The organism is Leptolyngbya sp. AS-A5, from assembly GCF_039962495.1.
Taxonomy (GTDB): Bacteria; Cyanobacteriota; Cyanobacteriia; order Leptolyngbyales; family Leptolyngbyaceae; genus Leptolyngbya.
Genome location: NZ_JAMPLL010000036.1, coordinates 19,315 through 34,418 on the forward strand (window position 1 = coordinate 19,315; position 15,104 = coordinate 34,418).

The 15,104-nt window shown below is 47.7% G+C and carries 17 protein-coding genes and 1 other RNA gene; 8 read left to right on the forward strand and 10 right to left on the reverse strand.

Annotated elements, in window-relative coordinates:
* Positions 1-53 precede the first annotated feature (53 nt).
* On the reverse strand, positions 54-1,511 hold the full coding sequence (gene atpD, locus NC980_RS22865) for a F0F1 ATP synthase subunit beta (RefSeq protein ID WP_190377584.1): 1,458 nt from the start codon (positions 1,509-1,511) through the stop codon (positions 54-56).
* A gap of 244 nt (positions 1,512-1,755) precedes the next feature.
* Here atpD and NC980_RS22870 point away from each other — a divergent pair, with 244 nt between their 5' ends.
* Positions 1,756-2,193 carry a hypothetical protein gene (locus tag NC980_RS22870; protein WP_242027039.1) on the forward strand — a complete coding sequence of 146 codons (438 nt, stop codon included), beginning with the start codon at positions 1,756-1,758 and terminating at the stop codon, positions 2,191-2,193.
* Positions 2,194-2,323: 130 nt separating this feature from the next.
* Here the strand turns inward: NC980_RS22870 and NC980_RS22875 are convergent, their stop codons facing one another.
* The 9 genes from NC980_RS22875 to NC980_RS22915 all read right to left on the reverse strand — a co-directional run bounded on the left by NC980_RS22875 (position 2,324) and on the right by NC980_RS22915 (position 8,227).
* Positions 2,324-2,857 (reverse strand): hypothetical protein, encoded by a 534-nt coding sequence (locus NC980_RS22875; protein ID WP_190377585.1) that lies wholly within the window; start codon positions 2,855-2,857, stop codon positions 2,324-2,326.
* A gap of 62 nt (positions 2,858-2,919) precedes the next feature.
* Positions 2,920-3,588: an urease accessory protein UreF gene (locus NC980_RS22880; protein WP_190377586.1), complete on the reverse strand. Its 669-nt coding sequence runs from the start codon at positions 3,586-3,588 to the stop codon at positions 2,920-2,922.
* The gene (gene ureE / locus NC980_RS22885; protein ID WP_190377587.1) at positions 3,572-4,006 is read right to left on the reverse strand and encodes an urease accessory protein UreE; all 435 of its coding nucleotides are present in this window, start codon (positions 4,004-4,006) and stop codon (positions 3,572-3,574) included. Before ureE ends, NC980_RS22880 begins: the two co-directional genes overlap by 17 nt.
* 68 nt (positions 4,007-4,074) lie before the next feature.
* Positions 4,075-5,073: a Gfo/Idh/MocA family oxidoreductase gene (locus NC980_RS22890; RefSeq protein ID WP_190377588.1), complete on the reverse strand. Its 999-nt coding sequence runs from the start codon at positions 5,071-5,073 to the stop codon at positions 4,075-4,077.
* 41 nt (positions 5,074-5,114) lie between these two features.
* Positions 5,115-5,828, reverse strand: a complete 714-nt coding sequence (gene rnc / locus NC980_RS22895; RefSeq protein WP_190377589.1) for a ribonuclease III — start codon at positions 5,826-5,828, stop codon at positions 5,115-5,117.
* 60 nt (positions 5,829-5,888) lie between these two features.
* Entirely contained in the window at positions 5,889-6,497 is a 609-nt protein-coding gene (locus NC980_RS22900) for a hypothetical protein (protein ID WP_190377590.1), read from the reverse strand.
* A 215-nt stretch (positions 6,498-6,712) separates the two neighbouring features.
* An RNA gene (rnpB, locus tag NC980_RS22905) (RNase P RNA component class A) lies at positions 6,713-7,159 on the reverse strand.
* 29 nt (positions 7,160-7,188) lie between these two features.
* Complete coding sequence (locus tag NC980_RS22910) at positions 7,189-7,884, reverse strand: hypothetical protein (protein WP_190377591.1); 696 nt, start codon at positions 7,882-7,884, stop codon at positions 7,189-7,191.
* Positions 7,885-8,065: 181 nt separating this feature from the next.
* A complete protein-coding gene (locus NC980_RS22915) occupies positions 8,066-8,227 on the reverse strand; it encodes a hypothetical protein (protein WP_190377592.1) in 162 nt (53 codons plus the stop codon).
* A gap of 407 nt (positions 8,228-8,634) precedes the next feature.
* Between NC980_RS22915 and NC980_RS22920 the strand changes: the two genes are divergently transcribed.
* The 7 genes from NC980_RS22920 to NC980_RS22950 all read left to right on the forward strand — a co-directional run bounded on the left by NC980_RS22920 (position 8,635) and on the right by NC980_RS22950 (position 14,994).
* Positions 8,635-9,978, forward strand: a complete 1,344-nt coding sequence (locus tag NC980_RS22920) for a nicotinate phosphoribosyltransferase (RefSeq protein WP_190377593.1) — start codon at positions 8,635-8,637, stop codon at positions 9,976-9,978.
* Positions 9,975-10,562 (forward strand): nicotinate-nucleotide adenylyltransferase, encoded by a 588-nt coding sequence (locus tag NC980_RS22925; protein ID WP_190377594.1) that lies wholly within the window; start codon positions 9,975-9,977, stop codon positions 10,560-10,562. Before NC980_RS22920 ends, NC980_RS22925 begins: the two co-directional genes overlap by 4 nt.
* Positions 10,526-11,269, forward strand: a complete 744-nt coding sequence (locus NC980_RS22930; RefSeq protein WP_190377595.1) for an NUDIX domain-containing protein — start codon at positions 10,526-10,528, stop codon at positions 11,267-11,269. Before NC980_RS22925 ends, NC980_RS22930 begins: the two co-directional genes overlap by 37 nt.
* A gap of 10 nt (positions 11,270-11,279) precedes the next feature.
* Positions 11,280-11,573, forward strand: a complete 294-nt coding sequence (locus NC980_RS22935) for a nucleotidyltransferase family protein (RefSeq protein WP_190377596.1) — start codon at positions 11,280-11,282, stop codon at positions 11,571-11,573.
* Positions 11,570-11,911: a DUF86 domain-containing protein gene (locus NC980_RS22940; RefSeq protein ID WP_190377597.1), complete on the forward strand. Its 342-nt coding sequence runs from the start codon at positions 11,570-11,572 to the stop codon at positions 11,909-11,911. Before NC980_RS22935 ends, NC980_RS22940 begins: the two co-directional genes overlap by 4 nt.
* Positions 11,911-13,581, forward strand: coding sequence for an NAD+ synthase (locus NC980_RS22945; protein ID WP_190377602.1), 1,671 nt, complete (start codon positions 11,911-11,913; stop codon positions 13,579-13,581). Before NC980_RS22940 ends, NC980_RS22945 begins: the two co-directional genes overlap by 1 nt.
* A gap of 93 nt (positions 13,582-13,674) precedes the next feature.
* A complete protein-coding gene (locus NC980_RS22950) occupies positions 13,675-14,994 on the forward strand; it encodes a DNA methyltransferase (RefSeq protein ID WP_190377598.1) in 1,320 nt (439 codons plus the stop codon).
* The last annotated feature ends 110 nt before the right edge of the window (positions 14,995-15,104 follow it).

Consider the following 15,104-nt stretch of genomic DNA (forward strand, 5'->3'; position numbering starts at 1 on the left):
TAGGATGAATAATGAACGATGAGCGGGTGCAGAATCCTCCGCACCCTTTAGAGTTACTTGGCTTCAGCCTTCATTTTTTCAGCTTTCGCGATCGCTTCATCGATGTCACCGACCAAGTAGAACGCTTGCTCTGGCAGATCATCGAGTTCGCCGGCAAGGATTCTTTTGAAGCCTGCGATCGTCTTTTCCAACGACACATACTTACCCGGCGATCCGGTGAAGACTTCAGCCACGAAGAACGGCTGCGACAAGAAGCGCTCAATCTTACGGGCGCGCGACACGGTTAAGCGATCGTCTTCCGACAATTCATCCAAACCGAGAATCGCAATGATGTCTTGCAGTTCTTTGTAGCGTTGCAGCGTGGATTGAACTGCACGAGCCGTATCGTAGTGATCATCGCCAACGATCGACGGTTGCAGCATCGTGGAAGTTGAATCCAATGGATCAACTGCCGGATAAATTCCTTTTGAAGCCAAACCCCGAGAAAGTACGGTGGTTCCATCCAAGTGAGCAAAGGTCGTTGCCGGAGCAGGGTCGGTCAGGTCATCCGCAGGCACGTAAACCGCTTGAATCGAAGTAATCGAACCTTCAGTCGTCGAAGTAATCCGCTCTTGCAAGTCACCTACGTCTGTACCCAAAGTCGGCTGATATCCTACCGCAGAAGGCATCCGACCGAGCAGCGCCGATACTTCAGAACCCGCTTGCACAAATCGGAAGATGTTATCCACGAACAGCAATACGTCTTGCTTGTTCACATCGCGGAAGTATTCTGCCATCGTCAGGCCCGACAGACCGACACGCATCCGCGCTCCCGGCGGTTCATTCATCTGACCGTACACCAGAGCAATCTTGGACTCGTTGAGGTTGTCCTTTTTGATTACGCCTGATTCGATCATTTCGTTGTAAAGGTCGTTTCCTTCACGAGTGCGCTCACCCACACCAGCGAACACCGACACGCCACCGTGATTAGTTGCAATGTTGTTGATCAACTCCATCATGATCACGGTTTTGCCTACACCTGCACCGCCGAACAAACCAATTTTTCCACCGCGACGGTAGGGAGTCAGCAGGTCGATCACCTTAATTCCGGTTTCAAACACGGAAGGCTTGGTTTCGAGTTCGGTCAGTTTGGGAGCGGGACGGTGAATTGGGGAAGTTTCGGTGTTGTTGACCGGACCTTGGTTATCTACGGGTTCACCCAAAACGTTGAAGATGCGTCCCAAGGTTGCGGTTCCCACAGGAACGCTGATTGGTGCGCCTGTATCGGCAACTTCCATGCCGCGCACCAAGCCATCGGTGGAACTCATCGCCACTGCTCGGACTTGGTTATCGCCTAAGAGTTGTTGCACTTCGCAGGTCACGGCAACGTCTTGACCGGATTCGGTTTGACCAGAAATCTTCAAGGCGTTGTAAATTCGGGGCATTTTGCCATTGGGGAATCGCACGTCCAGCACTGGGCCGATGATTTGCGTGATGTAACCGATGTTTGTTTTCTCTGCGGTGGTGACCATTATCGGTGCCCTAAAACTTATGGTTCAACGATTGTGTATGCACGAATTGTGCCTATCTGCCACAAGTTAGCTTATCACTGAAGGGTTACAGATGATTAAGCAATTTTTCCTATTGGTGAAGGGTGTGTTTTCTATGACCGGCGATCGAACAACCCGTCGATCGTGACTAACTTTAGACAGTTGTTTGACAACTCAGCAGGCGATTAAAACTAAACAATTGCAGTGAAGAGCAGGAGTTTTAACGATGCCGAAACAGCAAGAGTCTTCAGAAAATAGCGATCTGACTCTTTCAAACGCAGAGCAAGATGAGAGCAAAGTGCTTCAAATTGATGGGAAGCGCCCGATCGACAACAGCGATCTTGAGGTACGGTCCTTTTTGCAGATCGATGGCAATCGTCCGGTTGTTGCCGATGAGATGGAAGTGCGCGGAACAATCGAAGTCGATGGCAGTCGTCCGATCGCTGCGGATACCTTAGAAGCGAACAAATCGCTGGGAATTGATGGCAACCGACCGATTACTCCGAGTAATTTGGAGGTGAAGGAAGTGCTTCATGAAGATGGCAATCGACCGATCGCAGCCAATCAAGCTGAAGTTCGGAAAACGCTTCCGGTTGATGGCAATCGCCCAATTACTTCGAAGACTCCTGAAAAGCTAGACATGATTCAAGATTTCATTGATTAGGCTTGACGGAGCTGCTTGGCGATCGCGAGTTCTCGTATTTGATGAGTGAAGAGGGCGATCGCTAACTCGTTGGCTTCTTCATCGTAACGTACAAGTCAGCATTACAGATAAAGGCTACACACTCTGCTGCTCAGGGATTCGGAGATGACAAAACTACTTCAAGAGCCTGTAAAAAATTCTCAATTACTTCATCATCTTCAGTAAGTGATTCGAATACTTGACCATCCTCAAAGCAGATCAAATTTATGTTTTCTAAGAAGTCGTCTTCAAGGTTACGAAAGAATCCGACTACACCCGATGACGCACTGATTGAGGCAAGCCAACTGCCCAGATCATCCCAAACATTGAAAAAGGTATCCTCATGAATGATTTGGCGAACTGCCAATCTACTCTCAGAAAATACGCTTCCGAAACTCCCTGACATATATTTCTCAAATTCATTGTGTCCATCTCCAAGAAAGCCATGCCATTCTGGTGCAACGCGCATAACCACACCTGAAGGTTGAACAACTGAGCTAATAGGCTGAGAAAACGCAGAGTTATTGAGTGATGACGTGAAATCTAGCTCTTGTCCTCGAATCATATATTGCAGGGTGTCAATTGTTTCTTGTGAAACATCTGGCTTGACGGTCATCAATAGAGCAAATTCGTAAAAATTACTCATTAAGCTTTCTCCATATTCTAAGAGCGTAATACTTACAAAATACCCATCTATTGTGTGGTGACTTAACTGCGAAATAAGCGACTGTAGAGCGTTTCATGGGTCATGCTGGCGATCGACAATCCCCACCCACAACTCTCAAGCTCAGAATCATCTAACTGAGCGATCGTACTCCTGCCAATCTCTTCGCCTAATTTCAGCAGTAGCTTTTGCCCCGCAGTTTGCCCTAGTGGAATTAATTTCACACCTGCACTCACTAAATTCGCTGCCCAACTGTGAAGGTAGGCAACCAGTGCGGCAGATTCATCAATCTCCCAAAGTGCAACAACTAGACCAAACGCGATCGCAAAATTACAGCCGTCCTCGAAATTTGGGAGCGGATCGGAGTGGAGCGACCGAAACAAGCGCAGCAGAGAGCCGCCCATTTGGAGAGACTGCGATCGTAATTCCTCGGTTTCACGGGCGGCGGTAAACCATTGATTCCAGTAGAGAACTTGATCAAAATTTTGGGCGATCGTGGCGCGGTGCGATCGTGCCAACATTGCTGCTTCTAATCGAGCCGCGCCGTACTGCAATTCTTGAACGATCCAATGCTCTAAATCGTCTACAGTTTTAATGATGCCGCGATCGATCAGAGTTTCCAGTCCTTCTGAATAGCTGTATGCCCCCACAGGTAAAGCGGGACTAGCTAACTGCAACAATCGCAGTAATGCCGGATTAGTGAGCGTGTCCATAAGCACCAGATTCAGGTTGGAATGGAACGATTTCAGATTTGATCTCTAGTCCGCGATGTTCTAGTAAATCTTGAAGAACTGGATCAGGTGATAGTCTGAGATATGTATCTGTAATTTCCAGTGGGACGTGACGATTGCCTAAATGGTACGCTGCTTGTAATAAATTTAATAATGCTGAAGTTGTAACGGTTAGAACGGGTTCGGGTTTAGCTTGGATTTTGAGAAATATACCTTCATCGGACGCTAACCAGTCACCATCCCGTAGCGTTGTGCCTCTGGGTAAATTTAGGTACACTTCTCGCCCATCGTCAGTTTGGAAGAGAAAGCGCGATCGCGTCCTCTCCTCTGCCGTTAGCGACAACACATAATCCGGCAAATTAGATTTGGGATGAATTCGGCGCGTGAAAGTTGGAGTCACAAATCAAGTTCAAAAACTTACCGTACTCAAAATATCGCGCCTTTTTGAATTTCAGCAATTTTTGAGCTTTATTTAACAAGCCCGATCGCTTTCCCCTGTCGCATCGATTCGGATAACGCAGCCAAGATTTGAACGAGTTCAGCACCGAGCCAACCTGAAGAAATCTCAGAAGCTCGATCGTTCTGCACACAGTCCAAAAAATGATCGCAAACTTGTTGAAGTGGCTCTTGTTTGGGAAACTGAAGGATTTCTCGGCTTTGGTCGGTCGGCTTAAATTCCGAATCGAATTTGCCCCACTGGACGGTTAGCGGCTCTGACGCGAGTTCATCGAAAATTAGACTACCGTTTTCACCCACCATGCATGATCGACGTTGTTTATCTGGATTCAGCCAACCCAAGTGAAGTCTCGCCTCAAACCCACTGGGATAAATCAAAGTCGCCCAAACCGTATCCGCTAACCCCTCTTGCAGCCAAACCGAACCCCTCGCTTCAACCACACAGGGACTCTCTCCCAACCAGAAATTCAAGATTGCAATATCGTGAATGGCTAGATCCCAGAGTGCATCGACATCCGATCGCACTGGACTTAGATGGGTTCGAGTGGAATAGCCGTAGCGTAGTTTGCCGAGCTTACCCGATCGTACTAATTCCTGCCCACGAACGATCGCAGGATGAAATAAATAAGTGTGATCGACAACTAACTGCTTTTGTTGTAATTCGGCAAGCTGACAAAGTTGAATCGACTCCACAACATCTAGAGTTAGGGGTTTCGCTGCCAAGACGTGAAGATTTTGCTTCAGCGCTGCTGTAATTAACTGATTGTGAGTTGTTGCAGGTGTGGTGATCGCAACAGCATCTAACCCGCTTAACTCCAAAGCATCTTGCCATTGCGTCGTAAAGAAGATCTGCTCATCAAGCCCAAATCGCTGTGCAATAGTTTCTAACTGCACTCCGCAAGGATCAACCACTGCAACCACTCGCGCTCTTGGGTGCTGCAAGAAATTCCGTAATAAATGAACTCCCCAGCGTCCCACACCAAACAGCGCGATCGTCGTTGCCTCTGACATCCCAGTTCCTCCCAAGGGTAGCGCTGGCAAGTCAGCCTGATCTAACTCTCCTGACGGCTCAGCACCAAAAACGCTTCTTGTGCGGCTGCTTGCTCAGCAGCTTTCCGCGATCGACCCATTCCCTGCCCTAAACAGCGTCCTTGAATCCAGACTTCTGCTACAAAGCGATGCGGGTCATTGTGAGTATTCCCGGTTTCTTGGGTGCGATATTCAGGCAGCGTTTTTTGGTGTCCTTGCGTCCAATTTTGCAGCGCGGCTTTGTAGTTTTGGCGGGCAGGATCAGCGAGAATTTCTTCGGCAAGCGGTTGGAACTGCTCATCTAACCAGGAACGAATCAGGCTGAGATCTTGGGTGCTGAGGTAAAGAGCAGCAAGCACCGCTTCAAAAGAATCGGCAAGGCGCGAATCGCGTCCGGCTGGATCAGATTTTGCACTCGCCGCGACTAGGAGATAGCGATCGAACCCAAAAGAATCCGCAATTTTAGCCAGAATGCGATCGCTGACTAAGACCGATCGCAGGGCGGTGAATTCTCCCACTTTCAACTGCGGGTAAGCCTTGAGCAAAAATTCAGCCGCCGCTAACTTCACGACCGCATCCCCGACGAATTCTAGCTGCTCATAATTGCGCTCTGCTGAAAACGTCACATGAATCAACGCCAGATCCATTAAGTTCCAGTCGATCGCATCAAGCTGCGCGACTCCCAAACGTTGAACAAGGGATCGGAGTTCCTGCTGGCGGCGCGGATAGGCAATCATCGGTGCAATCAGAAATTAAACTAACTCCATCGTAGAGGGTGGACTGCATCTGATGACAATTTAGGCGGATTTCAAGACTGCATAGGTGCGCTCAATTTCGTTAACAGTTGCCGTAGTTAGAAGCGGCACGGCTGGAGTTTCTTGATTATTGAGAGAAATCGTCGTGATTTGAAGCTGGTCAGAGCTTGGCAGAAACGGTACTGTGCCAATTCTGCTGCTGCGCCAGTGCTGCGATCGCACCTGCTCGATCGTGCCCGGAAGCACACCCGCTAACAGCGCTAGAACCTCATTCGGCAAGCCAAGGACAACCTGCCGTCCAAAAAACTCCTCAAACCCTGTGAGCAACTTTTCAGCGCGAGTCATGGAATCAGGATGGTCAACAATTCTCTGTAGCCAGCGCCCCCATTGAATTCTACGCCCATATGCCCGACGACGCTCCTCATAGGTCGTCGTTGCGATCAGATCTGGAGCACCGATCGCAATCACAGCGCGATAAGCAGGTTCAACGGCACAATTCACCGCAGCGCCAGGACCCGCGAACTCTGCGTGATATTCTTTACATAAGATCAGCCCACTTTTCTTGTGTTCTGCGATCGCAAAAAGCAAACTCTGTGAGGAAGAAGGCTCACAGCGCGGCGGGAGTTCGAGGGTAGAAACTTGACTTTTCACAGACTGATCTGACTCGGCTGTAGGTGAGAAACTGCCTGATGTAACGGGGTGCGTTGCCTCCCTATAGTATGCGAGCAGAGCAGACTGGATGAAATGATCGATACAGTCTTTGCGGAATCTACACATTAGTTTTGTTCTGTTTAAAGGAACGTGAGAATTGAACTAGCAATCTCACGCTCAAGCGAAAACGGCTGTGTCATTTTCTGTGCAGAGTCGAGAAGAGTTAGACATAAGCCGGATTCTGTTCTCACCCTGCATTTTGCAAGGTGAGGGCAGTTATCTATCTGGGATTGAAGTTACCTCCAACCTCAAGCGGTTCTCGCTCACTCAACCTTCATTGAAAGTGAAGTGAACTACCGAAACAGGAAAAAACCCAACCCTTGTTTCGTCCGACCTTGCTCCCCACCGGGGTTTACCGAGCCAGTACCTCTCGATACTGCTGGTGCGCTCTTACCGCACCTTTGCACCCTTACCGGAATGGCGAGTGGGGCATACGACGCTTTTGACATCTTATGCCCGATCCCCACCTTTCTCCGGCGGTATTTTTCTGTGGCACTTTCCTCACGCTCACGCGCACTGGGCGTTACCCAGCAAGTTTGGGTTTTCGGGAGTCCGGACTTTCCTCAGATTCGTGCTGAATCCGCAACCGCCTCGCTGACTCTTCTCTAACGTCCAGTTTAGCTGATGGGGGTCAGGGCTTTTTGGGATTCCAGGGAAGTCCGGCTGTCCAGTCGAGCTTGCGAACGTTAAAGCGACAGACGATCGCGATTTGATTGCCTGCGGGAGCCGATGAGTTAAACCCCATAAAGCGCAGCGCAAGGTAGAGCTCAAACTTAAACATCTCTTCACCGGACATGAAGTTCTGATAGCGCTTTTTCTTGGCTGCGGCTGCTTTTCTGTTAGGTTTGCTGAAGTCGAGAACCGTTTCGCTCGCTTGCAGGGGGCTACCTGCATCTCTGCGGGACAGCATATCTTCGGCAAACAGGTCTTCCCTTAGGGTTTTGCCAGGGGCGATCGCGCTGATCGCTTGGCGTTGAAAGACATCGACTGGAGAACCCGCGACAGCGCGAGTGACACGACGCGATCGTGGGGGATCGTATTGATCGGTGAGGGCGCAGGAGTCCCAATCGACATAGAGCGCGTGATCAGTTGATTTATTGTTGATGCGGATTTGCAGCTTTTTGAGCCTGTCGAATTCGTAGCGGTTATCAAATTTGAAGCTGATACCGATCGCGTCTTGTAGATTTAGGACAGTGAGTTGCTCGTTGAGATAGTCCTGATCGAGCCAGATGGTGAATTCATCGTTAAATGAACTCACCATCTGGAAGAGAACATAGGTGACGCATAGAAAATAGACTGTTAATAGAACAAAATCGAGTTCAGTCATTCCTGATCGCACAAATGCAGCTTTAATTCTGTCCTTATACCATTCCGGGGTAGCGGTGTGTTTAGAATTTTCGTCAAACGGCGGACAGAGCGACAATTTAATTAAGAAGCAATTAAAAAATCGGCAGAAGTCATTAAGCTTCTACCGACATCCCTTTTGTAAACCTAGAACCGTTGTAGCGTTAACGCTCAAAATGTTTCTTATCGTGCTTCTTGTCGTAAATATTGCCGCTAAAAGGCTGAAGTCCTGTACTGGGATAAGCATCATCACTTAAGCCGAAAATCCGACTCACAGCACCCGAAAAATAGTCCATCAGCCCATCTACTACTTTTGGAATACTCATAAGAATCACCTTTCAAAGTGTGCGTTTGGTGGAGCAGAAAAATTTGTCTAGGTGAATGGCTAATTCACAGATTTACGAATAACCCATTATGAGAAATTTGGCAGAAGATTGCCAGGGATCGCATCAATTGTTTAGAAAGAAATTAGGTTATTTCGTTTTTCTTGAAATTTCGTATTTTCTATTCGAATAAAGTTATAAAAGCTAGAGCAAATACGGAACGATCGCAACATCCCTTCACATCTGTAAAACGGCTTGTTTTTGTTAGAGCTACTATAATCCTTTTTGATTGCCTTTAGATTAGATTGCTGGTTTTCTGGATCTACTTCTTGACTTTTGGTTAAATTAACTATAATTTAGGAACAGTAAATCTCAGCCTGCCATCACCTTTGAACCCAAGGAGGATTTGGGTGGAAGATCTTGAACTCATTATTCGTCCAGAAGATTACAGCTTATTAACTGATTTATATCAGTTAACAATGGCGGCTTGTTACGTTGGTGAAGGTTTAGATCAAAGACGCGCCAGTTTTGAGCTTTCAGTGCGGCGATTACCAAAAGGATTTGGCTATTTAATTGCGATGGGACTGGCGCAAGTCCTGGAATATTTGGAGAATTTTCAGTTTGGCGAGGCGCAGATTTTAGCCCTACAATCAACGGGAATTTTTGAGCAAGCACCGGAGCGGTTTTGGACACGGCTGAAAGAGGGACAATTCGAGGGGGATGTCTGGGCAGTTCCAGAAGGGACGGCAGTATTTGCGAATGAACCTTTGCTGCGGATTGAGGCTCCTTTGTGGCAGGCTCAACTGGTTGAAACCTACTTGCTAAATACGATTAATTATCAAACGCTAGTCGCAACTCGTGCGGCTCGAATGCGAGATGTTGCGGGTAAAGATGCGATTTTGTTTGAGTTTGGCACTCGTCGCGCCTTTAGTCCACAGGGTTCGATCTGGGCGGCTCGATCGGCGCTAGCGGGCGGTTTAGATGCGACCTCAAATGTATTAGCGGCAGTGAAACTCGATCGCAAGCCCGTTGGCACGATGGCGCACTCATTGGTGATGGCGTTGAGCGCGATCGAGGGGACTGAATCCGGGGCTTTTGCTACCTTTCATCGCTATTTTCCGGGTGCGCCGTTGCTGATTGATACCTACGACACGATCGCGGCGGCGGAAACGCTCTCGAAACAACTCAAAGCGGGAGAAATTGAGCTTGCAGGGGTGCGGATTGATTCGGGCGATTTATTAGATTTGTCGAAGAAAGTGCGATCGCTCTTACCTGGCGTTTCAATCTTTGCCAGTGGCGATCTCGATGAGTATCGCATTGCCGAGTTAAGGGCAAACGGGGCTTGCATTGATGGCTATGGCTTAGGAACTCAACTGGTTACGGGTGCTCCTGTAAATGGGGTTTATAAGCTAGTTGAAATCGATGGAATTCCAGTGATGAAAGAAGCGACTGGGAAAGTTACTTATCCTGGACGCAAGCAGATTTTTCGGCAAGCTGGAGTGCGCGATCGTTTAGGACTTGCGACCGAAGATCCCAAGGGAGAAATTCCTTTATTACAATTGGTGTTCAAGCAGGGAGAGCGCATGAGCGAACCGGAAACAATCGCCCAAATTCGCGATCGCGCCTGGAAAAATGTTCAAAGCTTACCCGAATCAGCGCGACAGCTTGAAAGTCCAATTGCGCTTCCAGTCGAACTCTCCGAAGCGCTTTCTGAGTTAACCGATCGCACTTGTCACCGGAGCAAATCTGTATGAGAATCGCGCTATTTGGAACTAGTGCCGATCCGCCCACCACAGGACATCTAGAAATTTTGCGCTGGCTGTCCGGACAGTTTGATCACGTTGCAGTTTGGGCAGCCGACAACCCATTTAAGTCGCATCAAACCGAGTTAGCGCATCGAACAGCCATGCTGCAAGTTTTAATCAATGAGTTAGGCTGTCCGAATGTGCAGGTACATCCCGAACTGAGTCATCCCAGAACGATCGTCACGGTTGATCGCGTTCAAGAGCACTACCCGAATGCAGAGCTTACTCTAGTTGTGGGATTTGATGTAGCACAACAGTTATCGAAATGGTATCGCGTGACGGAACTCTTACAGCGAGTGCGAGTCTTGGTGATTCCGCGATCGCGCTATCAGTTCGAAACGGAAGATTTACAGCGATTGGAAGCACTGGGAGCGCAAACCACGATCGCGCCTGCGACGGTTCCAGATGTGTCATCCACCGCATATCGCGAAGGCTGTGACTTATCTGGGGTGACAGCCTCGATTCAGGCTTATATCGATCGGGAGCAACTGTATCAATGCCACGCACACATAAAAAAACAACCCGTTCATTGATGGGGGAGAAACTTGCAGATTTCAGGGTGGGAGTGGATAACGTCATTTTTTCGGTAGACACCGCGCAAAATCGCTTGTTGGTTCTGCTGGTAATGCGTCATGAAGAGCCGTTTTTAGGGCAGTGGAGCTTGCCGGGAACCCTGGTGCGACAAGGAGAATCACTCGAAGATGCAGCTTATCGGATTCTGTCAGAAAAGATTCGGGTGAGGAATCTTTATCTAGAGCAGCTTTATACGTTTGGAGGCCCCGATCGCGATCCGCGTGAGGCGAAAGAGAGTTATGGAGTGCGATATCTATCCGTGAGTTATTTTGCGTTAGTTCGGTTTGCAGAAGCTGAACTGATTGCAGATGGAGTGAGCGGAATTGCTTGGTATCCTGTGGATCAATTACCCCAACTCGCATTTGATCACAACAAGATTTTAGAGTATGGTCATCGCCGTTTAAGAAACAAATTAGAATACAGTCCAGTTGCGTTTGATGTATTACCAGAATTGTTTACATTAAGTGATTTATTTCAGCTTTACACCACAGTTCTAGGCGAGAATTTTTCGGATTATTCTAACTTTCGATCGCGCCTATTAAAGCTCGGCTTCTTATCAGATACAGGCGTAAAAGTTTCCAGAGGAGCGGGACGACCTGCAAGTTTATATCGCTTTGATGCCGAGGCATTTGCACCCCTAAAAGATAAGCCTTTAGTGTTTATTTGAGATTAAAATTATGGGACTTGGAATCGAGGAACTATTAGCGGATAAGCGAGAAGAAATATTGGCGATCGCACACAAGCATAAAGCCTTTAATATTCGGGTTTTTGGCTCCGTCTCAAGAGGAGAAGCCAATGCAGAAAGTGATGTTGATTTCTTAGTGGAGATGAAAAATCATAGTTTGCTCGATCGCATTGCGCTGATTCAAGATCTCGAAGATGTGTTAGGACGAAAAGTTGATGTGGCGCTACCAGAAAATTTGCATGAATTGATTCGCGAGCGTGTTCTGAAAGAGGCAGTTCCCTTATGAGAGAAATCCGTCTCTTACTCAGCGATATTTTAGAATGCATTACATGGATCGAATCCTACACTGCTGAAGGACGCGAAGCATTTTTGCAAAATCGTATGATGCGGGATGCTGTAGTTCGCAATCTTGAGATTATTGGAGAGGCGACTAAACAATTACCACTTTCGATTAGAGAAAGCTATCCTGATATTCCTTGGAAACGGATTGCAGGATTAAGAGATGTTTTAATTCACGATTATGTCCGAGTTGATCCTGAAGAAGTTTGGCAGGTCGTAGAGCAAAATCTGCCAGAGCTTAAAACAAACATTACTGCTATCTTGCAAACGCTGAACCAATCATGATGAAAATTGCGATCGCACAACTCAATCCGACGATCGGAGATATCCAAGGCAACGCGGACAAAATTCTCCAAGCTGCCGATCGTGCAGCATCTGAGAATGTTCGTTTACTGCTGACTCCAGAACTATCACTCTGTGGTTATCCACCACGCGATCTGCTGCTTGATCCAAGCTTTGTTGCAACAATGGCAAAGCAACTTGCGGAGCTTGCAGCAAACATCCCCGAAGGTGTGGCGGTGTTAGTGGGAACCGTTGAGCCAAATGCTCGATCGCTCTCAACAGGCGGCAAACCGTTGTTCAACAGTGTGGCATTGATTGAGAAAGGCAACATTCTGCAAGTCTTTCATAAGCGCTTACTGCCAACTTACGATGTGTTTGATGAGGATCGCTACTTTGAGCCGGGAAATCAGCCAAATCAGTTCGAGCTAGATGGAGTTCGGATTGGGGTCACAATCTGCGAGGATCTTTGGAACGATGAGGAATTTTGGGGCAGACGAACCTATACCTTGAATCCGATCGCAGATCTCGCTGAAGCAGGCGTAGAATTCACGATCAATCTTTCAGCCTCGCCCTACACAGTCGGAAAGCGAAAGCTGAGAGAAGCGATGTTGCAACATGGATCATTGCGATTTAAGCAGCCATTGATCTATGCAAATCAGGTTGGCGGTAATGATGATCTGATCTTTGATGGCGCAAGCTTTGCAATCAATCGAAAAGGGGTATTGATTGCACGATCGATTAGCTTTGAAGAAGATTGGCTAACGATTGAGTACAATCTTGCAACACGGGATTTTGAGAACAGCACGATCGTAGAGGCTCTCGATTGCGAAGAAGCTGAACTATGGTCAGCTTTAGTTTTAGGTGTGCGAGATTATGCCCGTAAATGTGGTTTTTCTAAGATTGTATTGGGTTTGAGTGGTGGAATTGATTCATCATTAATTGCCGCGATCGCAGCCGAAGCAGTTGGTCAAGACAATGTTCTCGGCATTCTGATGCCTTCTCCCTATAGTTCTGATCATTCCATTCAAGACGCGCTAGATCTTGCCCAGAATTTAGGAATTCAGACGCAAACATTGCCGATCGGAACAATCATGGAATGTTTTGATCACACTCTTGATCCATTGTTTGCAGGAACACCCTTCGGACTGGCAGAAGAGAATTTACAGTCTCGAATTCGCGGCACTTTGCTGATGGCAGTATCGAACAAATTTGGACATCTCTTAGTTTCAACCGGAAACAAATCAGAGATTGCTGTCGGATATTGCACCTTATACGGAGACATGAATGGTGGGTTAGCCGCAATCGCAGATGTGCCGAAAACAAAAGTCTACAAGCTGTGTGAATGGATTAATCGATCGCAAGAGATCATTCCCGTGAATGTGCTTGTGAAACCGCCCAGCGCAGAATTAAAGCCTGGTCAGAAAGATCAAGACTCACTGCCAGAATACGATGTGTTGGACGACATTCTCGATCGCTACATTCACCAACATCAAGCCCCCGCCGAAATTGTTGCCGCCGGGCATGAAGCAGCGATCGTCGAACGAATCGTTAAATTAGTTCGGATTGCAGAATTTAAGCGCAAGCAAGCACCCCCCGGATTGAAAGTGACCGATCGTGCCTTTGGCACCGGATGGAGAATGCCGATCGCAAATCGTTGGATTGCTCGAATTTGATCGAATCCATTGTAAATTAGCGCTGTTTCTGGCGTTTCGTAGTAATCTTGTGCAGATTGCATCCAAATCGTTTCGCGATCGACCCCGTAAGATATGCCAAATGCCGAAGTTGAATCGCCAAGATCGACCCAGCTATCGTTACCGATCCCAGTCCCAAATTCAAACCGCAAAGGCTTAGAGATTAATCAACTTCGACCCGAAGATCGATCAGCCCACGATTGGTATCGCTTTGTGCTTTCTTACCCGCCGCACCTCGTCCGAGAGTATTTGCAGAAGTTTAAAATTGATTCATCCCAACGAGTGCTTGATCCGTTTTGTGGAACTGGAACGACTCCGGTTGAGTGCAAAAAATTAGGCATTAAGAGCGTTGGAATTGAAGCAAATGCAATGGCAGCATTTGCTTGTCAAACGAAGCTCAATTGGACAGTTGATCCTGATGCTTTAATTCGTCACGCAGAAGACATTGCAACCACCGCTTCTACGGTACAAAATCAGCCGCGACAACCCCGAACTCTAACCGAAGAAGTCCAAAAGCTACTGTTAGCTGATTCCATCAGTCCTGTTCCACTGGATAAAACCCTAGTGCTACTTGAGGAAATCCAGCGACATTCAAACGATCGCTATGATGCTCACATTCGGCTTGCACTCGCAAAAGCTTTAGTATTCTCGATTAGTAACTTACGATTTAGACCGGAAGTGAGCATCGGAGTAGCGAAATCTGATGCGCCTGTGATTGAATCGTGGCTACAGGCAGTGCGAATCATTGCCAACGATTTACGCACCTTAGCCTCTCAAGCTGAAACCGAAGCGATCGTGCATCATGCAGATTCGCGCAACGCCGGACAGATTCTGGCACCGGATTCGATTGATGCGGTGATTACTTCCCCACCTTATCCCAATGAGAAAGACTACACCCGCACGACACGGCTAGAGTCGGTGCTGCTTGGCTTTATCAACACCAAAGCTGAACTGCAAGCAATGAAGCGGGGATTAGTGCGATCAAACACACGCGGCGTTTATAAGGTCGATGACGACGATCGATGGGTGTCGCATTTTCCTGAGATTCAACGCATTGCTCAAGAAATTGAAGATCGCCGGATTGAGCTTGGAAAAACAAGCGGGTTTGAGCGAATGTATGCACGAGTCACTAAGCTGTATTTCGGCGGAATGGCAAAGCATTTAGCTGAGTTACGTTCTGCACTGCGCCCTGGTGCTCAGCTAGCTTATGTGGTTGGAGATCAAGCGTCATATTTGCGTGTGATGATTCGGACAGGTCAACTGTTAGCAGACATTGCTAGTGAACTGGGCTATGAAGTGGTGAACATTGATTTGTTTAGAACTCGATTAGCGACTGCAACGAAAGAACAAATCCGCGAAGAAGTTGTAGTGCTACGTTGGAACGGGAAACAATAGACTTCTTGCGTGAATCAGCGAGAGCATCGTAGAAATAGGTCAAGGAGGACAAACTGATGACCTACAAACAGCTCAAACATCTGAAACCCAACGCCTTCAAACGCCGATGC